Genomic DNA, 18651 nt, shown 5'->3' with positions numbered 1-18651 from the left:
TACTCGCTTAGAGACGAACCTGTCCTTCGAAGACGCGTACGGCTGGGCCGGTCATCAACACGGGCTTGCCGGGGCCGGCCCATTCGATGTTCAGGCGGCCACCCGGCAGGTCGAGGGTCACCGGGGAGTCCATCCAGCCCTGGCTGATGGCGGCCACGGCCGCGGCGCAGGCGCCGGTGCCACAGGCCTGGGTCTCGCCGGCGCCACGTTCCCATACACGCAGGTTGGCGCGATGGCGATCGATGACCTGGAGGAAACCGGCATTCACCCGCTGCGGGAAGCGCGGGTGGTTTTCGATTTTCGGGCCCAGTTCATGGACCGGCGCGGTGTGCACATCATCGACGCGCAGTACGGCGTGCGGGTTGCCCATGGACACGGCGGCAATCGAATGCACCTGGCCGTCGACCTCCAGCGGGTAGTTCAACGCCTGTTCGTCGGCAATGAACGGGATGTCTGCCGGGACGAAGCGCGGCGGGCCCATGTCGACACACACCTGGCCGTCGTTTTGCACGTCCAGCTCGATGATGCCGCCCTTGGTTTCCACGCGGATGCGCTTCTTCGCGGTCAGGCGCTTGTCCAGCACGAAGCGGGCGAAGCAGCGCGCACCATTGCCGCATTGCTCGACCTCGGAGCCGTCGGCGTTGAAGATCCGGTAGCGGAAGTCCACTTCCGGGTTGCTCGGCGCCTCGACGATCAGCAGCTGGTCGAAGCCGATGCCGGTGTGGCGGTCGCCCCATTGCTTGGCGTGCTTGGGCTGGATGTGCGCGTGCTGGCTGACCAGGTCGAGGACCATGAAGTCGTTGCCCAGCCCATGCATCTTGGTAAAGCGCAGCAGCATGGGCTCACTCCGGCAGCAGGCTTTCGCCAGCGTACAGTTCGGCGATGGTCTCGCGGCGGCGGACTTCGAAAGCCTGGTCGCCGTCGACCAGGATTTCCGCGCAACGGCCACGGGTGTTGTAGTTCGAACTCATGACGAAACCATAGGCACCCGCCGACTGCACGGCCAGCAGGTCACCTTCGGCCAGGTTCAGCACGCGGTCCTTGGCGAGGAAGTCGCCGGTTTCGCAGATCGGGCCGACCAGGTCGTAGGCACGGCCTTCGCCGGCACGTGGCGTGACCGCGCTGACACCCATCCAGGCCTGGTACAGGGCCGGGCGGATCAGGTCGTTCATCGCCGCGTCGATGATGGCGAAGTCCTTGTGTTCGGTGTGCTTGAGGTACTCCACGCGGGTCAGCAGGGCGCCGGCGTTGGCCACGATGTAGCGGCCAGGCTCGAACACCAGGGCCAGGTCACGGGTGCCGACGCGCTCGCGGATGGCCTTGATGTAGTCGGCCACCAGTGGCGGCTCTTCGTCGCGATAGCGCACGCCAACGCCGCCGCCCAGGTCCAGGTGGCGCAGGTGGATGCCGCACTCGGCCAGGCGATCGACCAGGGCCAGCAGGCGGTCGAGGGCATCGAGGAACGGGTCGACGGTGGTCAGCTGCGAGCCGATGTGGCAGTCGACACCGACCACGTCCAGGTTCGGCAGCTGTGCGGCGCGCACGTAGATGGCTTCGGCGTCGGCGATGGCGATGCCGAACTTGTTCTCTTTGAGGCCGGTGGAGATGTACGGGTGGGTGCCGGCATCGACGTCCGGGTTCACACGCAGCGAGATCGGCGCAACCTTGCCCATCTCGGCGGCCACCACTTGCAGGCGCTCGAGCTCGTCGGTGGATTCGACGTTGAAGCAGTGCACACCGACTTCCAGGGCGCGGCGCATGTCTTCGCGGGTCTTGCCGACGCCGGAGAACACCACGCGATCAGCACGCCCGCCAGCGGCCAGCACGCGCTCCAGCTCACCGCCGGAAACGATGTCGAAGCCCGCACCCAGGCGCGCAAGGACGTTCAGCACGCCGAGGTTGGAGTTAGCCTTGACGGCGAAGCAGACCAGGTGCTCGGTGCCTTGCAGGGCATCGGTGTAGCTGCGGTACTGGGCTTCGATGTGAGCGCGCGAGTACACGTAGGTCGGGGTGCCGAAACGTTCGGCGATGGCCGACAGGGCCACGCCTTCCGCGAACAGTTCACCGTCGCGGTAGTTGAAAGCGTTCATCTGAATTCCTTACTGCTCTGGCGTCTGCTCGGGCTGGATTGGCTGCTCTTCTTGCGGCTGGACCGCTGGAGCGTGCTGGTGCTGGTGCGTCTTTTTCGGGCCTTTGCCGTCCTTGCCGTCTTCTGGCAGGTACAGGGGGCCCTTCTGACCGCAGGCCGAAACGAGGCAGGCAACCGCGACCAGCGCCGCGAGCGAGGAAATCAGGCGCTTCATGGGTGAAATCCTTTGAAATATGCAGTATTGCGCCCGAGTATACCGAGCGACCGGCGGATTGCCTATGCAAGAGCCGGTCCGTCGGGCGGGCTATGCTTAGGGGTTCTCGCCACCGGTAATGGGACCAGTGCCGAGAGCGGCTAAACCTTTGCATTCATGGCCCGGCGCCCGTATCTTGCCCGGCTTGCCCGTAAAGCAGCCAATTTCGAGGTTCCTGCAATGAGTTTGAGCGAAGCGCGTTTCCATGATCTGGTCGACGCGACCCAACAGGCCCTGGAAGACCTGTTCGACGAGAGCGGCCTGGACCTGGACATGGAAAATTCCGGCGGCGTGCTGACCGTCAAGTTCGAAGGCGGCGCCCAGCTGATCTTCAGCCGCCAGGAGCCGTTGCGCCAGCTGTGGCTGGCCGACCGGTCCGGCGGCTTCCACTTCGACTACGACGAAGAAAGCGGCAAGTGGGTGTGCGAGAAGAGCGAAGAGCTGCTGAACGAAATGCTCGAGCGTATCGTCTGGGAGCGGGCCGGCGAGAAGCTGGACTTCGACGAGATCTGACATGACCAGCCAGCCGCGGCCACCCAAGCCGCTGTACAGCAACGTCAGCCCGGCGGTGAAGTCGCCGTGCATCAGTGTTTGCCGGCTGGATGAGCAGCGCGTGTGTACCGGCTGCCACCGGCACGTCGAGCACATTCGCGAATGGCGCTCGGCTGACGACGAACGGCGTCGGCAGATCTGCCGCGAAGCCGAGGCCCTGCGCGCACGGGCTTGAGTATTTGCCCGGCTGTGGTAGTGTCGGGTTGTGCGTCGGTGACGCAAAAGCATTCACAAACCCCGCCCTTGGGCGGGGTTTTGCTTTATCTGCCTGCAGGAAACCGCCTGTTCAAAGGAGTCTGACTGGATCATGAGCACCAAGCCTTCCCTCATCCTCACTCGATTGGACGTACAGCGTCTCGAGCGCCTGATCGACAGCCTCGACGAAAGTACGCCGGGTGTGCTCGCCTTGCAGGAGGAGCTGGACCGTGCCGGTCAGGTGGTCGGCCATGATGAAGTGCCGGCTGGTGTGGTGACCATGAACTCGCGCGTGCATTGCCGTGAGGAAGCCAGTGGCAAGGACTACCACCTGACCCTGGTGTACCCGAAAGATGCGGGTGGCGAGGGCAAGGTGTCGATCCTCGCGCCGATCGGTTGTGCGCTGCTGGGCTTGTCGGTGGGCGAGCAGATCGACTGGCCGGCACCGGGGGGCAAGACCCTGAAACTGAAGTTGCTGGAAGTCGAATATCAGCCAGAAGCGGCTGGCGACTTCGACCTCTGATCGCTCAAGGCTCCAGGGTTGCGTGCAGCCGCGCCAAGCCATCGTTCAATGCCTGCTCCAGCTCGCGCTTGTAGCGTAGGTACAGGCTGGTCGACCCCTGCTCATCCTCGAGCAGCTCGGACAGGTCCAGGTCAGTGATGTAGCAGCGGTAGTGCCCGGCACTGCGGCGCTGGCCAAGGATCTGCCGGGCGACCACTTCATACAGTTGGTCGCCATGGTCCAGCTCGGAAAACTCCTGCTGGTCGCAATACAGCGTCACATGCACCTCATCCCCCGTGCCGGCCTGCAGAATGGCCTGCACTTCGTAATAAGGTTGGTCGACACCCGCGCTGGGCGCCGGGCGAGGCTCGATGCTGCGCGCCTTGCCCGGGCCGGAGGGCAGCAGCTGGGCATAGTGGATGGCCAGTGACGCCTGTTGCAGATGGTCGAGCGGGAGGCGGGCATCATGGCGCACCACCACCGACCGCAGAAAACGCTGTAACGGCAGCAGCAGGTGGCTTTCGTCAAACAATGGCAGGCGCTGTTGCCACAGGGCGTTGTACTCGTCCAGCACGTACAGGTCGGCCCAGCCGTCGAGCAGGCGGTAGAACACCTGGATACAATTGCGCCGGCCTTGTGCCAGGACCAGCGGCAGGTCGAAGTCCTGCAGCGCATTGCCATCCAGGTGCAACGGGCTGTAGCGGCTGCGCACTTCGCCCAGGTGATCGAGCACGGCATCGTGCTCGGCCAGGGTCGCCAGGCTGACCTGGCCGGGCAACAGATCCAGCACGTGGGTGTACTGCGCCACCTGCAGCAGGTAGCGGTGATCCAGGCCCTGGTCGAGCAGCAATTGCGCCGTGTCGAAGATCTCCTCGACCCGCTGGCTGATGGCCTGGGCGCGGTTGTGGCAGAAGCAGCGCACCCGCACCTGCGGGCGGTGGCTGCGCTGGCCGAGGCTGTTGAGGAAGTCGCGCAGGCAGCGCAGCAGCGCGTGCTCGCCGTCGTAGCGCTGCACCAGCACTTCGTTCCAGCTGTTGAGGGTCACCTGGTCGAGGGTCAGTACCAGGTTCTCGCGAACACCGGCATAGCTCAACGAGTCGGTGCGCTCGGTGGTCATCAGGATGTTCAGGTCGCGGTGATGGCGCAGCGGGTCGACGCCGACATTGACCAGCAGCAGGATCTCGTCAGCCGCGCTCGGTTGCAGCAGGCGCTCTTCGCTGACGCTGTTCAGCGGCAGCGGGATGCTCTGCTGCAGGCTGCCCAGCAGGTTGAACAGCTCGAATTCGCTGAGGTCGCTGTCGCCCGGGTGCAGGGCCAGGCGCGTGGTGCTGTCGATGACGCCGTTGCGGTGGGCCCAGGTCAGCAGTTCGAGCAGTTCGCGGCAGCGCTTGATCGGGCTGAAATGCTCCCATTCGTGCCCCCCCAGGTTGCCGTTGTACAGGCCCCAGTGATGGCTGCCAGGCTCCTTGCGATTGGGCGACTGGACCAGCGTCAAGGTGTCTTCGGCGATGTCTGGGGCAATGCCCGGGTTGATCACCTCGATCTTGCCGGCGCGGCGCTCGAAGGCGGCGTACAGGCGCCTCCCCAGGACGTTCAGGTCGCGCTGGTCGGCGCGGCTGCTGGCGCCCTGGTTTTGCGCGAACTGGCCGAGGAAGCGATAGCTATGGTTGAGCTCAGCCACCAGTTCACGGCGTTCGACGGCGACCTGGCGCACCTTCCACTGGCTGCGGCTGTCGAGCAGGGCCAGCTGGCGTTCGTCCCAGCCCCACTCATCGGCCAGGCGCTGCAGCAGCTGGCGTTGCCAGCCGTTGCTGCGGCTGCGGGCGAGGCCGCTCAGCTTCTTGTTGACCTTCAGGTACAGGCTGCGCCGCACCAGTTCAAGCCGTGCGGTTTCGCCGCGTTGCTGCAGGTAGCGCTCGATACGCCGGTACACCATCACATAGGGGTCGAGTTCGTCGAGGTTGAGATGGTTGGCGAACACCGCCTGCTTGTAGTCCAGGCTCAGGCAGCGCACGGTCGGGTGCTCGCTGGCATAGACCTCGGTCAGCAGCAGCTTGAGCAGTGACTTGTAGGGCGAATCGATACCCTTGAACAGCTGCCACAACCCGGCGCCGACATACTCGCCGGGTGGAATATGGGCTAGGTTGCCAAGGTCCAAGGCGTCCTGGTTGCGGATGAAGCGCTTGGACAGCAGGGTCTCGGTATAGGCCTGATAGTTGTGCTCTTCATAGACTGGCACCAGCCACCAAAGCGGCGTGCGCCCGGCCAGCCAGATAGCCGTTCGGTAGAACTCGTCGAGCAACAGGAAATGCTGGGTGGTGCCGCAGTCGTCGGAACTGAGCTGGCTGTCGCGTTGGCCCTGGGCGAAGCTTTGCGGGTCGATCAGGAAGAAGTGCGCCTCGGCACCCTGGCTGGCCGCCCAGGCTTCCAGCAGCTGGCATTTGCGCCGCAGCTCCTCGCGCTCGACCTCGGTCAGGCCGGGGGCATGGCACACCCACAGGTCCATGTCGCTCTGTTCGGCCTGGGCCAGCGAGCCGAGGCTGCCCATCAGGAACAGGCCGTGAATCGGGCGTGGCGGGTTGCCGTGGCGCGCCTTGTAGGCGAACGAGCGCGCCAGACGCTGGGCATCGGCGACCTGTTCGGCATCCGGCTCGAACCCTGCCACCCCGGCCGGTGTGGCGCCGGATACGTAACCGGGCAACAGCGGGTGGTTGACGTGGAACAGCAGCGGCAGGAGGGTCAGGACCAGCTGCTGGCGACTCGACAGGCCTTCCATCGCGCGTTCGAGCCGGCACTGGTTGATGTGCAGGAAGCGTGCACGCAATGTCGCCAGCACCTTGCGGTCGATGCCTTCGTCCAGGTCTGGGCGGATTTCGTGGGGGTGGTTCATTGCGCACTCAGGGCGGGCCAGGGAAGCTGAGGCGAGTTTAGCCTGAGTGGGGCAGTCGGATAAGCGGAATATGGATTATTGGCGCCATTTTTCTATCGCCTTCAGCGCGGACTTTGTAGGAGCGAGTTCACTCGCGAACAAGGGCGTAGCCCTTGCCATGCACCGCGGTGCTTGCTTCGCGGGTAAACCTGCTCCCACAGGGCCGGTACAGGGTTATGCGGGCTGTGTGGACTTGAGGATGCTAAGCAACAGTTGGACGCTTTCAGCCGCATCATTCCCAAGGCTGGTGAGGTAGCCACCATCGGGCTGGTCGGTGAGTTCTTTTTCATGAAGGCGCTTGGCCGCAGCGATCAGGGCGGGCGACGCGTTACTGCCAACTTTGATGCCTTCCTGGTGGTTGTCCAGGTTGAACAGGGCGAGCACTTCCAGTTCGGCGATCAGTTCGGGGGTAAAAGACATGGCGACTCCTGACTTCCAGACGAGGATGGCGGCACCGCCAGCGGTGCCTGATCCTGGAGTGTAGTCGGGTTATTCGTCGTCGCCTTGATCCATCTCAGGCGGCAGCTCGGGCAGGGCGCGCAGGGCAGTCTCATACCACTCGCCGTTGAACGGGCGGTCTTCCTGGAGCATGTTGTCGATTTCGAAGGCCAGTACGTGGGCCATGAGGTTGAGGATGTCTTCGCGCTCGTAGCCGACCAGGGTCAGTTTGTTGAAGGTGGCCTTGGCCGCTGGCGGCTCGCCGCTTTCGATCTGGTTTTCGATGGCTTCGGTCAGTGTCGCTTCGGCGAAGGCTTCGTCGTCATTGCCGATTTCGTCGTGTTCGCTCATGGCGCTACTCCTGTGGTGGGACGCACAGTTTGCCATGCCCGCGCCGGCAATGCCCGATCATCGACCCGGTGCATGACGCTGGTCAGGCACCGGCGTACGGTCTATAACAGCCGAGCCATCCCCACACGGCCTGGAGGCTGTAACCCCATGCTCAAGCTTCACGGATTCTCGGTCAGCAACTACTACAACATGGTCAAGCTGGCCCTGCTGGAGAAAGGCCTGCCTTTCGAGGAAGTCACCTTCTACGGTGGGCAGGCACCGCATGCGCTGGAAGTCAGCCCACGGGGCAAGGTGCCGGTGCTGGAAACCGAACACGGCTTCCTCAGCGAAACCAGTGTAATCCTCGACTACATCGAGCAGACCCAGGGTGGCAAGGCGCTGCTGCCGAGCGACCCGTTCGGCCAGGCCAAGGTGCGCGAACTGCTCAAGGAAATCGAACTGTACATCGAGCTGCCGGCGCGGACCTGTTACCCGGAGGCGTTCTTTGGCGCGGCGGTCGAGCCGTTGATCAAGGAGCGTGCGCGTACTGAGCTGCTGGCAGGCTTTGCCACGCTCAAGCGCAACGGGCGGTTTGCGCCTTATCTGGCGGGTGAGCAACTGACGGTAGCCGACCTGATGTTCTGCTTCTCGGTGGACCTGGCGTGCGCAGTAGGCAAGAAAGTGCTGGGCATCGACTTCCTGGCGGACTTCCCGCAGGCCAAGGCGTTGCTGCAATTGATGGGCGAAAACCCGCACATGGCGCGGATCGTAGCGGACAAGGAGGCCTCGATGCCGGCCTTCATGGAGATGATTCGCAGCGGCAAGCGCTGAATGACTGGGGCCGCCAAGCGGCCCCAGGTTCTTGATCAGCGCGAAGCCAGCAGGGCCTTGCCACGCACCACGGCAGCACGCACCTGGGCCGGCGCGGTACCACCGATGTGGTTACGGGCGTTCACCGAGCCTTCCAGGGTCAGCACGGCAAATACGTCCTGCTCGATCTGGTCGCTGAACTGGCGCAGCTCGTCCAGGCTCATCTCGGCCAGGTCCTTGCCGGTGTCGACGCCATACTTCACTGCGTGGCCGACGATCTCGTGGCAATCACGGAACGGCAGGCCGCGGCGGACCAGGTAGTCGGCCAGGTCGGTAGCGGTGGAGAAACCGCGCAGGGCCGCTTCGCGCATGATGGCGTGCTTGGGCTTGATCGCCGGGATCATGTCGGCAAAGGCACGCAGCGAGTCGCGCAGGGTGTCGGCGGCGTCGAACAGCGGCTCCTTGTCTTCCTGGTTGTCCTTGTTGTAGGCCAGCGGCTGGCCTTTCATCAGGGTCAGCAGGCCGGTCAGGGCGCCGAAGACACGGCCGCTCTTGCCGCGCACCAGCTCCGGAACGTCCGGGTTCTTCTTTTGCGGCATGATCGAGCTGCCGGTGCAGAAGCGATCAGGCAGGTCGATGAACTGGAACTGGGCGCTGGTCCACAGCACCAGCTCTTCGGAGAAGCGCGACAGGTGCATCATCGCCACGCTGGCGGCGGCGCAGAATTCGATGGCGAAGTCGCGGTCCGAAACGCCGTCCAGCGAGTTGCCGGCCACGGCTTCGAAGCCCAGCAGCTTGCAGGTCAGTTCACGGTCGATCGGGTAGGTGGTGCCGGCCAGTGCAGCGCTGCCCAAAGGCATGCGGTTGGCGCGCTTGCGGCAGTCGACCAGGCGCTCGTAGTCGCGGCTGAGCATTTCGAACCAGGCCAGCAGGTGGTGGCCGAAGGTGACCGGCTGGGCAGTCTGCAGGTGGGTGAAGCCCGGCATGATGGTTTCGGCTTCGCGCTCGGCCTGCTCGAGCAGGCCCTGCTGCAGGCGGGTGATCTCGGCCAGGATCAGGTCGATCTCGTCACGCAGCCACAGGCGGATGTCGGTGGCCACCTGGTCGTTGCGGCTACGGCCGGTGTGCAGTTTCTTGCCGGTGATGCCGATGCGGTCGGTCAGGCGTGCTTCGATGTTCATGTGCACGTCTTCGAGGTCGACGCGCCAGTCGAAGCTGCCAGCCTCGATTTCGCCCTGGATGGTTTTCAGGCCATCGATGATGGTGTCGCGCTCGGCATCGCTGAGAACGCCGACCTGCGCCAGCATGGTGGCGTGGGCGATCGAACCCATGATGTCGTGGCGGTACAGGCGCTTGTCGAAGTCGACCGAGGCGGTGAAGCGGGCGACGAAGGCGTCGACGGGCTCACTGAAGCGGCCGCCCCAGGACTGATTGGTCTTGTCGGTGCTCATGGATTCACTCTATGCAGGCGTGAACGAAAAAGTGGCGCCGATAATAGCAGGGTTGGGCCTGACACCGCAGGACGTCGGTCGACAGAAACCGGTGGAAAACATCGGTAAAGATGGGCGAAGACGATATTCAACGATTGAACGGCAGTGTTCCACGGACCGTCTACAGTTGGACAGAGGACTGGCAGCTATTCTGCCGGCTCAGTGAATCTTTGGCCTTCGTATCGGTCTAGAGCGTGACCGCAGTGTCGCTCGACCTGCTCTTGTCTACGCTATACCTGTGCGAGACTCACTCAGGAATCCAGAGCAATTATGAATGTCCTGATCGTTGATGACGAACCCCAAGCCCGTGAACGCCTCACACGGCTATTCGCTGAACTGGAGGGCTACACCGTGCTGGAGCCCAGCGCCACCAACGGCGAGGAGGCTCTGACACTGATCGAAAGCCTCAAGCCCGATGTGGTCCTGCTGGACATCGGCATGCCAGGCCTGGATGGCCTGCAGGTCGCCGCTCGCTTATGCGAGCGCGAGGCACCACCGTCGGTGGTGTTCTGTACCGGCGATGATGAATACGGTGCCGAGGCATTCAAGGACAGCACCCTCAGCCATGTGACCAAGCCGATCCAGCCCCAGGCCCTGCGCGATGCCTTGCGCAAGGCCGAGAAGCCCAATCGTGGTCAGCTGGCGGCGTTGACCCGGCCTGGCAGCGAAGGCGGCGGCCCGCGCAGCCATATCAGTGCGCGCACGCGCAAAGGGATCGAGCTGATCCCGTTGCCCCAGGTGATCTATTTCATTGCTGATCACAAGTATGTGACCTTGCGCCATGAAGCCGGGGAGGTGCTGCTGGACGAGCCGCTCAAGGCGTTGGAGGACGAGTTCGGCGAGCGCTTCGTGCGCATCCACCGCAATGCGCTGGTCGCGCGCGAACGCATCGAACGCCTGCAACGCACGCCATTGGGGCACTTCCAGCTGTTCCTCAAGGGCCTTGACGGCGATGCACTCACCGTCAGCCGCAGGCATGTGGCGGGCGTGCGCAAGATGATGCAGACCCTTTGACGCAGTACCGGCGTTCTCGCCGGTACAGGCCACAACTGGATCCTGACCCACATCTGCTAGCGATGCCGGTGATGCTGTTATCATCAGCGGCATTTCTCTGGATCGGGGCGTTTCATGTCCACTCGCGAAATCCGCATTGCCACCCGTAAAAGTGCCTTGGCCCTGTGGCAGGCCGAATACGTCAAAGCCCGCCTCGAGCAGGCCCACCCCGGTCTGCTGGTGACCCTGGTACCCATGGTCAGCCGCGGCGACAAGCTGCTCGATGCACCGCTGGCGAAGATCGGCGGCAAGGGCTTGTTCGTCAAAGAGCTGGAAACAGCGCTGCTGGACAACGAAGCCGACATCGCCGTGCATTCGATGAAGGACGTGCCCATGGACTTCCCCGAAGGCCTGGGCCTGTACTGCATCTGCGAGCGCGAAGACCCGCGCGACGCCTTCGTCTCCAATACTTTCGCCAGCCTCGACGCCCTGCCGGCCGGCAGCATCGTCGGCACCTCCAGCCTGCGCCGCCAGGCCCAGCTGCTGGCACGCCGGCCGGACCTGAAAATCCACTTCCTGCGCGGCAACGTCAACACCCGCCTGGCCAAGCTCGATGCCGGTGAATACGACGCCATCATCCTCGCCGCAGCGGGCCTGATCCGCCTGGGCTTCGAGGACCGCATCACCGATACCATCAGCGTCGACGACAGCCTGCCAGCCGGTGGCCAGGGCGCGGTGGGCATCGAGTGCCGCAGCGCCGACACTGAAATCCACGCGCTGCTGGCGCCGCTGCACCATGCCGATACCGCCGACCGTGTCATCGCCGAGCGTGCCTTGAACAAGCGCCTCAACGGTGGCTGCCAGGTGCCGATCGCCTGCTATGCGGTGCTCGAAGGCGATCAGCTGTGGCTGCGCGGCCTGGTGGGCCAGCCAAGCGGCGGTACCCTGCTGGTGGCGGATGCGCGCGCACCGCGTGAGGCTGCCGAAACCTTGGGCGTGCAGGTTGCCGAAGCCCTGCTGGGCCAAGGCGCCGAAGCCATTCTCAAGGAAGTCTACGGTGAGGCCGGGCATCCGTGAGCCCCTGGCGCCTGTTGCTGACCCGGCCTGTCGAGGACTGCGCGGCACTGGCGCAGAGCCTGGCCGCTGCCGGTGTGGCCAGCAGTAGCTTGCCGTTGCTGGCCATCGAGCCTGTCACGCTGGCTGTTGAGCAGCGTCAACAGCTGGCCGGGCTGGCGCAGTACCAGGCGTTCATCGTGGTCAGCAAACCGGCGGCCCGGCTGCTGCTTGAGCAGTTGCAGCGCGCTGGCCTGCAAGCACCGTCTGCAGGCTGGTTTACCGTGGGCGAGGCAACGGCGGCGGTGTTGCAGGGCGCGGGCCTTCAGGTGACATTTCCCGGGCTGGGTGACGATAGCGAGGCCTTGCTCGCGCTCCCGGCCCTGCGCCAGGCTATTGCGGCGCCTGGAGCGCGCGTGCTGATCGTGCGTGGCGTCGGAGGTCGCGAACTGCTGGCCGAGCGTCTTGCAGAGCAAGGTGCTAGTGTCGAATATCTGGAACTGTATCGCCGCTGTCTGCCGGAGTACCCGGCGGGCACGCTGATGCGCCGCATAGAAGCGGAACGCCTCAATGGCCTGGTGGTCAGCAGTGGGCAGGGTCTTGAACATTTGCAGCAGATGGCCGCCGCCGACTGGCCGCGGGTAGCCAGCCTGCCGTTGTTCGTGCCCAGCCCGCGGGTCGCCGAACAGGCCCGGGCCGCCGGGGCCCAACAGGTTGTGGATTGCCGTGGCGCGAGTGCCACGGCCTTGCTGGCAGCCGTGCAGCGCAGCGCTGCACCTGCCTCTCAAGGCGCTTCGCACTAGCGCGAGGCGCCCCCATGCAAAGGATGGATACGTGAGCGAAACTGTCTTGTCCAACAATGATCAGCCGTCGGCGCAAGCGCCGACGCAACCCGTCACCGACAAGCCTGTAAAGCGCTCTGGCAGTGGTCTGGCCGTGCTGGCGCTGTTGCTGGGTGCGGCCGGGGTTGCGGTAGGGGGTTGGGGTGTCTGGCAGGTGCGGCAGCTGCAAGGCAGTGAAGTGAACCAGGGCCAGCACCTTGAAGCCCTCAGCCAGCGCGCTGCGGCATTGCAGCAGCGTGAGCAGCAGATCAGTGCACAACTGGCCAGCCTGCCGGCCGCCAGCGAGCTGGAAGACCGCCGCCGCCTGGTGGCGCAGCTGCAAGGCGACCAGCAGCGTCTCAGCCAGCGTCTGGAAACCGTACTCGGCGAAAGCCGCAAGGAGTGGCGCCTGGCCGAGGCCGAGCACCTGCTGCGCCTGGCTACCCTGCGCTTGTCGGCGCTGCAGGACATCACCAGCGCCAAGGCCCTGGTCGAAGGCGCCGACGAAATCCTCCGCGAACAGAGCGACCCGGGCGCCTTTGCTGCCCGCGAGCAACTGGCGCGCAGCCTGGCCACGCTCAACAGCACCCAGCAGCCGGACCGCACCGGTTTGTTCCTCAAGCTCGCCGCCCAGCGTGAACTGGTTCAGCAACTCAGCGCCCAGTCGCCCGAGTTCGCCAGCAACGCCGATGCGCTCGGTGCGCTGACTGCCGAGGGTGATGGGGCCAGTCGCCTGTCGCAGTGGTGGGCAGAAATCTCCAAGTACTTCCAGATCGACTTCAACGCTGACGACAATGTGCGGCCGTTGCTGGCCGGCCAGCAGCTGAACCAGCTGCGCCTGGCCCTGAGCCTGACCATCGAGCAGGCGCAGTGGGCTGCGCTCAATGGTGAGGCCAAGGTCTACAGCCAGGCCCTGGATGATGCCCGCAGCGTGCTGCTTGCCAACTTCAATGCCGACAACCCGCAAAGCAAGGCGATGCTCGACAGCCTCAACGCGCTGGCTGAACAGCCCGTCTCGGTAGTGACGCCGGACCTGAGCGAAAGCCTGGCGGCGGTGCAGGCATACATCCAGCGCCGCCATCTGCCAGCCGAGGCAGAAGGGGGCAAGCCATGAAGCGTGTCTACTTGCTGGCCGTACTGGCGATCGTGATTGCCGCGGCCTTGGGCATCGCGGTAGCCAAGCACAGTGGTTACGTGCTGATCTCCTACGGTGGTTTCCGGTACCAGTCCGGATTGTGGGCGGCGCTCGGAGCGCTGGCTGGCGTAATCGTGTTGCTATTGCTGCTGCGTTACCTGGTTGGCCTGGTGCTGACCTCCAGTGGCGTGGTCAACCCATGGTCGCGTCGCAACCGCAGCCGACGCGTGCGGATCGCCATCGAGCAGGGCCAACTGGACCTGGCCGAGGGCCGCTGGGCCAGTGCCCAGCGCCACCTGCATCGTGCCGCCGAGGCCGAGCGCCAGCCGCTGCTGTATTACCTCGGTGCCGCTCGCGCCGCCAACGAGCAGGGGCGCAAGGAAGACAGCGACAACCTGCTGGAGCGCGCGTTGGAACGCCAGCCCCAGGCTGAGCTGGCCATTGCCCTGACCCATGCGCAACTGCAGATGGACCGTGGCGAGCGCGATGCTGCCCTGGAGACGCTGCTGGCCATGCGGGAGCGCCATCCCCACAACACCCAGGTCCTTCGCCTGTTGCAGCGCCTGCACCTGGAGCAAGGTGATTGGTCGGCGCTGATCCGCCTGCTACCAGACTTGCGCAAGGGCAAAGTGTTGCCGGCCGACGAGCTTGCCGCATTGGAGAAGCGCGCCTGGGGCCAGAACCTTGGCCTGGCGACCACCCGTGGCGAGGATTCGCAAAGTGCCCGGCAGGCCCTTGAACGCGCCTGGCAGCAGCTGACAGCGGCCCAGCGCCAGGAGCCGCAACTAGTGCTGGCCTATGCCGAACAGCTGCGCCAGGTGGGTGCCCAGGGCGAAGCCGAGCAGGTACTGCGTACTGCGCTCAAGCGTGAGTACGAAAGCCACCTGGCGCGCCTGTATGGCCTGGTGCGTGGTGATGACCCGGCGCGTCAGCTACAGACCGCCGAAGGCTGGCTGAAGGCCCACCCAGAAGACCCGAGCCTGTTGCTGACACTCGGCCGCCTGAGCCTGCAGAACCGCCTGTGGGGCAAGGCGCGCGACTATCTCGAAAGCAGCCTGCGCATGGAGCGCAATCCGGAAGCCTGTGCCGAGCTTGCGCGCCTGCTTGCCAGCCTGGGCGAAACCGAACGCAGCAATCAGCTGTTCGAGGAAGGCCTTGGCCTGCTCGATGAGCGTCTTCTGGCACTGCCACTGCCAGAGGGCGTACGCGCCTAAGCGCTCCATGAGCCCGCGCAGGGGCGCGGGCTCATGGGCCTGGTAACTTGTTCTGCGTCATAAGTTAGATCTACAGTCTCTTCTTCGGAAGTTTCCTACAGCTTGGATGGAGACTTTCCTTGCAATACAGCGACTTGTCACTCCAGTAGTGCCTTGAAAAAAGCCCGGCCTTTCCTCTACCGTTCCAAGCCACTTCAACTTTCCCGGGACCTTTCTTCCCATGCCGACGGCCAGTCTGCGCACGCTTTTCATTCCGGCATGCCTTGCTTCGCTGGCGGTGCTGGGCGCGTCCTTCTATCTCGAAAGTATCCTTGGGCTTGTGCCTTGCCCGCTGTGTTTCAGCCAGCGGGTATTGTTGGGGGTCTATGCGCTGGTCTGCCTGTGCGCGGCGCTGCATGCACCGGGTATTGCCGGGGTTCGGCATTACGCGCGAACGGCAATGCTGTGCGCGGCCAGCGGTGCCGTGTTGGCGGCGCGGCATGTGTGGTTGCAGGGCGCGAATGATGCGAGTCACCTGTGCCCGTTGCCCATCGGGCGCATGTTCGAACTGTCCTGGCGTGAAGCTTTGCGGCAACTGCTGCTAGGCGGCCCCGATTGCCGCTCGCTGACCTGGAGCTTCCTCGACCTGACCTTGCCGGAGTGGAGCCTGCTGGCGTTTCTGCTGCTGGCGGCGCTGCCCTTGAGCTGCCTGCTGGCGTATCGTTTCCGCTCGCTTGGCAATCCTTGACCTGGCGCAGGCTGGCGGCCGATAGCGCGACCAATGGTGGTGCATCGGGGTATTAAACACTTGTATGAACTTTGTCCTCTGCGTACCTTGATGCTAAGCACGCGCGGGAATAATCTCCCAGCACGCATACCGAAAACACAACTGCTCGATGCCGTCCTGCTGATGTCACCTTTGTGCTGCACGGTCGTAGTGCGAGGTGCAGCGGCATCTACCCAGAAGGGAAGAGATCGCCATGCTCGATAGTTGTCAGAACGCCCAGGAACGCTGGGGTGGGGTTCACAAGCTGATCGACCGTTGGCTCGAGGAACGCGAGGAGCTGGTTCAGGCTTTCCGCACCTTGCGCGACGCCAAGCCGGCTTTTGCCGACAAGGACAAGAATCGCGATTTCTGCGCGGTGCTGGTCGACTATGTGTCGGCCTGGCACTTCGAAGTCAGTGAGCAGCTGGTCACCGAGGCCAAGGCATTCGGGGATGAGAAGGCGCTCAAGCTGGCCGAAGAGATCAACCCGCGGATCAACGACATTACCCAGATTGCACTGGCCTTCAATGACCACTGCGAGAAGGGCGAATGCAAGGACACCGAGCGCTTCGCCGAGAAGCTCGGCAAGTTGGGCAGCCTGTTGCACGAACGCTTCGAACTCGAAGACTGCCTGATCGAGGTACTGCACAACGCGCACAAGGAAGAGGGCGCGGTCGAAGCCTGAAGGTCGGCGTCAGTCGCCGACCGCCAGTAACTCGATTTCAAATACCAGCGGCGTGTAGGGCGCGATCAGGTCACCTGCGCCCTCGGCACCGTAGGCCTGTGCCGAGGGGATCACCAGGCGCCAGGTCGAACCCGCTTTCATGCGTGGCAGTGCGACCTGCCAGCCTTCGATTACCGAGTCCAGGCTGAACCACTGCGGTTGCTGGTTTTGGTCGAACACCGAACCATCCGGCAGCCTGCCGACATAGCGCACCTGCACCTTGCCGCCGGCTTTGGCTTGCGCGCCATTACCCGCTTTCAGCTCGCTGTACAGAATGCCTTCCGGCAGCTCGTGCACGCCGGCACGGGCCCGCTCGTTGGCCATGAAGCGCGTTTCCACGGCCTGCAACTTGGCCACTTCAGCTTGCTCGGCGGCAGCGCCGGCCTGCTCTTCGTGCTGCTGCAGAATCGCCTCCATCCGCGCCTTGTCGAGTTTCAATGGCTGGCCCTGATAGGACTGGCGCAGGCCTTCGACCAGCGCATCCAGTTGCAGGCCGGGCACTTCCTGACGCAGGCGCTCACCCAGGCTGGCGCCGAGGCTGTAGGCCAGGTCTTGATCGTTGGCAGGGGCGGTATCGTTGGCGGCCAGGGTGAATGGCGCCATCAGGCACAGGCCGAAAGCAAGATAACGCGGCATGTCTAACTCCAGCTCGATGAGCGGGGAAGTATGCCAGCGTTGTTGTCCCGACATGTGTAAATATCAGCAACGTTTTGTTAAGCAACTACACTTGCACGGAGCTGCAAGACAACAACTTTGCCCAGGCATGCAACGCGGCGCCATCAATACTGTCAACATGCCCTAGCGGCGGTAGCAGCAGAAGCATAGTATGAGCCGCAATCTCGTCAGCCAGGAGGTAAACCATGTCGGCTAAAAAGAAGCCAGTAAATACGCCGTTACACCTGCTCCAGCAACTTTCGGGCAGCCTGCTCGAACACTTGGAAGAGGCCTGCTCGCAAGCGCTGGCTGATGCGGAGAAATTGCTGGCCAAGTTGGAAAAGCAGCGCGGCAAAGCCCAGGAAAAACTGCATAACGGTCGTCTGAAGTTGCAGGATTCGGCCAAGGCAGGTAAAGCCAAGGCGCAGAACAAGGCACAAAAGGTTATTGGTGAACTTGAAGCATTGCTCGACTCGCTCAAGGAACGCCAGACCCAGACGCGTACCTATATTCAGCAACTCAAGCGCGATGCCCAGGAAAGCCTGAAACTAGCTCAAGGTGTCGGCAAGGTCCGTGAGGCCGCTGGCAAGGCACTCGATCAGCGTGCAGTGGCTGCCAAGACCGCGAAGCCAGCTGCTGCCAAGGCACCGGCCCGCAGCACCGCCAAGCCTGCCGCCAAGGCCCCGGCCAAGCCGGCTGCAACCAAGACCCCAGCTCGCGCCGCCGCAGCCAAACCTGCCGCCAAGCCAGCCGCGAAAGCTGCTGCTGCGAAGCCTGCAGCTAAACCAGCGGCCGCCAAGCCTGCAGCAGCCAAAGCCCCGGCCAGAACTGCCGCCGCCAAACCTGCCGCCAAGCCAGCCGCAAAAACGGCCGCTGCCAAGGCCCCTGCCAAGCCAGTGGCCGCCAAGTCTGCAGCAGCCAAGGCCCCGGCCAGAACCGCTGCCGCCAAGCCAGCTGCCAAACCTGTTGCCGCCAAACCTGCAGCCGCCAAGGCTCCAGCCAAGCCAGCAGCTGCTAAACCAGCAGCCAGACCTGCCGCTGTCAAAGCGCCGGCCAAACCTGCAGCCGCCAAGCCAGCAGCCAAACCTGCAGCGAAGGCTCCAGCAAAACCTGTCGCCGCCAAACCGGCTACCCCAGCCGCCAGTGCGCCAGCAACCAACTCGGTAGCTCCAGCCGCTCCCTCGGCACCCGCCAGCACCCCAGCTCAGACGCCGTCTTCGGCCTCCTGAAGCGCTGCGGCCGCGACGCGCAAGCTCACCAGCGCGTCGTGGCCGCGGGCCTGGTCCGGTGCCAGCCGGTCCAGCCAATCGTCCGTGGGCTCGAGCGAGCCTGTGAGCCATTGTTGTGCACAGGTTTGCAGCCGTTCCAGCAACTGCTTCTCTGCTTGTAACTCCAGCCCCTTCACCTGCTCACGCAACGCCGCCAGGTGCGGATCGTGCTGCGCGACTGTGCGCCATTGCTGGCGCAGGCTGCGTAGCGGCATAACCACTTCGTCTTGCCACGGTTCGGCAATCGCTTGCAGTGCCTGGGCGCGCGCTTCACTGAAGGCGACTGCATGGGCCTGCAACCAGGTTGCACAGAGCAGCAGGCAGACGTCGCCCCCCATCGCCTGAATATCCAGGCAAGCCGTTTCGACTCCCGGGCGCGCATACAGCGCCAGGGCGTGATTCCACAGGTCGGTGTACATGATTCCACTCACGCTGCGGGCCGAGGAAGCTGGTAGA

21 protein-coding genes are annotated in these 18651 nt (G+C 64.1%); 12 read left to right on the top strand and 9 right to left on the bottom strand.

Going from position 1 to position 18651, the window contains the following annotated elements; all coding sequences use genetic code 11:
• Window positions 1–7 precede the first annotated feature (7 nt).
• From dapF to N430_RS15875, 3 genes are read right to left on the bottom strand one after another with little or no spacing between them, the layout of a single operon-like run.
• Window positions 8–838, bottom strand: a complete 831-nt coding sequence (dapF, locus tag N430_RS15885; RefSeq protein WP_110637925.1) for a diaminopimelate epimerase — start codon at window positions 836–838, stop codon at window positions 8–10.
• Window positions 839–842: 4 nt separating this feature from the next.
• On the bottom strand, window positions 843–2090 hold the full coding sequence (lysA, locus tag N430_RS15880; protein ID WP_110637924.1) for a diaminopimelate decarboxylase: 1248 nt from the start codon (window positions 2088–2090) through the stop codon (window positions 843–845).
• Between the two features lie 9 nt (window positions 2091–2099).
• Window positions 2100–2303, bottom strand: a complete 204-nt coding sequence (locus tag N430_RS15875) for a lipoprotein (RefSeq protein WP_060507625.1) — start codon at window positions 2301–2303, stop codon at window positions 2100–2102.
• A 219-nt stretch (window positions 2304–2522) separates the two neighbouring features.
• Here N430_RS15875 and cyaY point away from each other — a divergent pair, with 219 nt between their 5' ends.
• From cyaY to rnk, 3 genes are all read left to right on the top strand, one after another.
• Entirely contained in the window at window positions 2523–2855 is a 333-nt protein-coding gene (gene cyaY / locus N430_RS15870; protein WP_054886458.1) for an iron donor protein CyaY, read from the top strand.
• Window position 2856: 1 nt separating this feature from the next.
• Window positions 2857–3069, top strand: a complete 213-nt coding sequence (locus N430_RS15865) for a DUF1289 domain-containing protein (RefSeq protein WP_110637923.1) — start codon at window positions 2857–2859, stop codon at window positions 3067–3069.
• Window positions 3070–3201: 132 nt separating this feature from the next.
• Entirely contained in the window at window positions 3202–3612 is a 411-nt protein-coding gene (gene rnk, locus N430_RS15860; protein WP_110637922.1) for a nucleoside diphosphate kinase regulator, read from the top strand.
• A gap of 4 nt (window positions 3613–3616) precedes the next feature.
• On the opposite strand, the gene N430_RS15855 is transcribed toward rnk, so the two are convergent.
• The 3 genes from N430_RS15855 to N430_RS15840 form a co-directional block, all read right to left on the bottom strand.
• Complete coding sequence (locus N430_RS15855) at window positions 3617–6481, bottom strand: class I adenylate cyclase (protein ID WP_110637921.1); 2865 nt, start codon at window positions 6479–6481, stop codon at window positions 3617–3619.
• A 213-nt stretch (window positions 6482–6694) separates the two neighbouring features.
• Window positions 6695–6940 (bottom strand): TIGR02647 family protein, encoded by a 246-nt coding sequence (locus N430_RS15845; protein ID WP_103448533.1) that lies wholly within the window; start codon window positions 6938–6940, stop codon window positions 6695–6697.
• A gap of 69 nt (window positions 6941–7009) precedes the next feature.
• The gene (locus N430_RS15840; RefSeq protein ID WP_103448534.1) at window positions 7010–7309 is read right to left on the bottom strand and encodes a hypothetical protein; all 300 of its coding nucleotides are present in this window, start codon (window positions 7307–7309) and stop codon (window positions 7010–7012) included.
• Between the two features lie 147 nt (window positions 7310–7456).
• Here N430_RS15840 and N430_RS15835 point away from each other — a divergent pair, with 147 nt between their 5' ends.
• On the top strand, window positions 7457–8119 hold the full coding sequence (locus N430_RS15835; protein WP_110637919.1) for a glutathione S-transferase: 663 nt from the start codon (window positions 7457–7459) through the stop codon (window positions 8117–8119).
• Window positions 8120–8154: 35 nt separating this feature from the next.
• Here the strand turns inward: N430_RS15835 and argH are convergent, their stop codons facing one another.
• Entirely contained in the window at window positions 8155–9549 is a 1395-nt protein-coding gene (argH, locus tag N430_RS15830) for an argininosuccinate lyase (protein ID WP_027916957.1), read from the bottom strand.
• Window positions 9550–9858: 309 nt separating this feature from the next.
• Here argH and N430_RS15825 point away from each other — a divergent pair, with 309 nt between their 5' ends.
• The 7 genes from N430_RS15825 to rsd all read left to right on the top strand — a co-directional run bounded on the left by N430_RS15825 (window position 9859) and on the right by rsd (window position 16234).
• Window positions 9859–10602: a LytTR family DNA-binding domain-containing protein gene (locus N430_RS15825; protein ID WP_110637918.1), complete on the top strand. Its 744-nt coding sequence runs from the start codon at window positions 9859–9861 to the stop codon at window positions 10600–10602.
• 114 nt (window positions 10603–10716) lie between these two features.
• Window positions 10717–11658, top strand: a complete 942-nt coding sequence (hemC, locus tag N430_RS15820; RefSeq protein WP_110637917.1) for a hydroxymethylbilane synthase — start codon at window positions 10717–10719, stop codon at window positions 11656–11658.
• Window positions 11655–12437, top strand: a complete 783-nt coding sequence (locus N430_RS15815) for a uroporphyrinogen-III synthase (RefSeq protein ID WP_110637916.1) — start codon at window positions 11655–11657, stop codon at window positions 12435–12437. Before hemC ends, N430_RS15815 begins: the two co-directional genes overlap by 4 nt.
• A 31-nt stretch (window positions 12438–12468) precedes the next feature.
• On the top strand, window positions 12469–13569 hold the full coding sequence (locus tag N430_RS15810) for a uroporphyrinogen-III C-methyltransferase (protein ID WP_110637915.1): 1101 nt from the start codon (window positions 12469–12471) through the stop codon (window positions 13567–13569).
• Window positions 13566–14804, top strand: coding sequence for a heme biosynthesis HemY N-terminal domain-containing protein (locus tag N430_RS15805; protein WP_110637914.1), 1239 nt, complete (start codon window positions 13566–13568; stop codon window positions 14802–14804). Before N430_RS15810 ends, N430_RS15805 begins: the two co-directional genes overlap by 4 nt.
• Window positions 14805–15024: 220 nt before the next feature.
• On the top strand, window positions 15025–15531 hold the full coding sequence (locus tag N430_RS15800) for a disulfide bond formation protein B (protein WP_110637913.1): 507 nt from the start codon (window positions 15025–15027) through the stop codon (window positions 15529–15531).
• Between the two features lie 232 nt (window positions 15532–15763).
• Window positions 15764–16234: a sigma D regulator gene (gene rsd / locus N430_RS15795; RefSeq protein WP_110637912.1), complete on the top strand. Its 471-nt coding sequence runs from the start codon at window positions 15764–15766 to the stop codon at window positions 16232–16234.
• Between the two features lie 9 nt (window positions 16235–16243).
• Here the strand turns inward: rsd and N430_RS15790 are convergent, their stop codons facing one another.
• Window positions 16244–16909 (bottom strand): FKBP-type peptidyl-prolyl cis-trans isomerase, encoded by a 666-nt coding sequence (locus tag N430_RS15790; protein WP_110637911.1) that lies wholly within the window; start codon window positions 16907–16909, stop codon window positions 16244–16246.
• Between the two features lie 224 nt (window positions 16910–17133).
• On the opposite strand from N430_RS15790, the gene N430_RS15785 reads away from it, so the two are divergent.
• A complete protein-coding gene (locus N430_RS15785; protein ID WP_110637910.1) occupies window positions 17134–18156 on the top strand; it encodes an AlgP family protein in 1023 nt (340 codons plus the stop codon).
• On the opposite strand, the gene N430_RS15780 is transcribed toward N430_RS15785, so the two are convergent.
• Entirely contained in the window at window positions 18132–18614 is a 483-nt protein-coding gene (locus N430_RS15780; RefSeq protein ID WP_110637909.1) for a TIGR02444 family protein, read from the bottom strand. The genes N430_RS15785 and N430_RS15780 overlap by 25 nt on opposite strands.
• Window positions 18615–18651 lie beyond the last annotated feature (37 nt).

This window comes from Pseudomonas sp. CC120222-01a (assembly GCF_003097235.1).
GTDB lineage: Bacteria > Pseudomonadota > Gammaproteobacteria > Pseudomonadales > Pseudomonadaceae > Aquipseudomonas.
Note: the sequence above shows the minus strand (reverse complement) of the source record. Positions and strands in the feature narration are given on the sequence as shown.

Bases quoted from the DNA above. Each gene is read 5' to 3' on its own strand.
- hemC (WP_110637917.1), top strand. From the start codon at position 10,717: ATGTCCACTCGCGAAATCCGCATTGCCACCCGTAAAAGTGCCTTGGCC.
- dapF (WP_110637925.1), bottom strand. From the start codon at position 838: ATGCTGCTGCGCTTTACCAAGATGCATGGGCTGGGCAACGACTTCATG.
- cyaY (WP_054886458.1), top strand. From the start codon at position 2,523: ATGAGTTTGAGCGAAGCGCGTTTCCATGATCTGGTCGACGCGACCCAA.
- N430_RS15790 (WP_110637911.1), bottom strand. From the start codon at position 16,909: ATGCCGCGTTATCTTGCTTTCGGCCTGTGCCTGATGGCGCCATTCACC.
- N430_RS15855 (WP_110637921.1), bottom strand. From the start codon at position 6,481: ATGAACCACCCCCACGAAATCCGCCCAGACCTGGACGAAGGCATCGAC.
- N430_RS15845 (WP_103448533.1), bottom strand. From the start codon at position 6,940: ATGTCTTTTACCCCCGAACTGATCGCCGAACTGGAAGTGCTCGCCCTG.
- N430_RS15785 (WP_110637910.1), top strand. From the start codon at position 17,134: ATGTCGGCTAAAAAGAAGCCAGTAAATACGCCGTTACACCTGCTCCAG.
- N430_RS15875 (WP_060507625.1), bottom strand. From the start codon at position 2,303: ATGAAGCGCCTGATTTCCTCGCTCGCGGCGCTGGTCGCGGTTGCCTGC.
- N430_RS15865 (WP_110637923.1), top strand. From the start codon at position 2,857: ATGACCAGCCAGCCGCGGCCACCCAAGCCGCTGTACAGCAACGTCAGC.
- rnk (WP_110637922.1), top strand. From the start codon at position 3,202: ATGAGCACCAAGCCTTCCCTCATCCTCACTCGATTGGACGTACAGCGT.
- N430_RS15800 (WP_110637913.1), top strand. From the start codon at position 15,025: ATGCCGACGGCCAGTCTGCGCACGCTTTTCATTCCGGCATGCCTTGCT.
- argH (WP_027916957.1), bottom strand. From the start codon at position 9,549: ATGAGCACCGACAAGACCAATCAGTCCTGGGGCGGCCGCTTCAGTGAG.
- N430_RS15840 (WP_103448534.1), bottom strand. From the start codon at position 7,309: ATGAGCGAACACGACGAAATCGGCAATGACGACGAAGCCTTCGCCGAA.
- N430_RS15805 (WP_110637914.1), top strand. From the start codon at position 13,566: ATGAAGCGTGTCTACTTGCTGGCCGTACTGGCGATCGTGATTGCCGCG.
- rsd (WP_110637912.1), top strand. From the start codon at position 15,764: ATGCTCGATAGTTGTCAGAACGCCCAGGAACGCTGGGGTGGGGTTCAC.
- lysA (WP_110637924.1), bottom strand. From the start codon at position 2,090: ATGAACGCTTTCAACTACCGCGACGGTGAACTGTTCGCGGAAGGCGTG.
- N430_RS15835 (WP_110637919.1), top strand. From the start codon at position 7,457: ATGCTCAAGCTTCACGGATTCTCGGTCAGCAACTACTACAACATGGTC.
- N430_RS15825 (WP_110637918.1), top strand. From the start codon at position 9,859: ATGAATGTCCTGATCGTTGATGACGAACCCCAAGCCCGTGAACGCCTC.
- N430_RS15780 (WP_110637909.1), bottom strand. From the start codon at position 18,614: ATGTACACCGACCTGTGGAATCACGCCCTGGCGCTGTATGCGCGCCCG.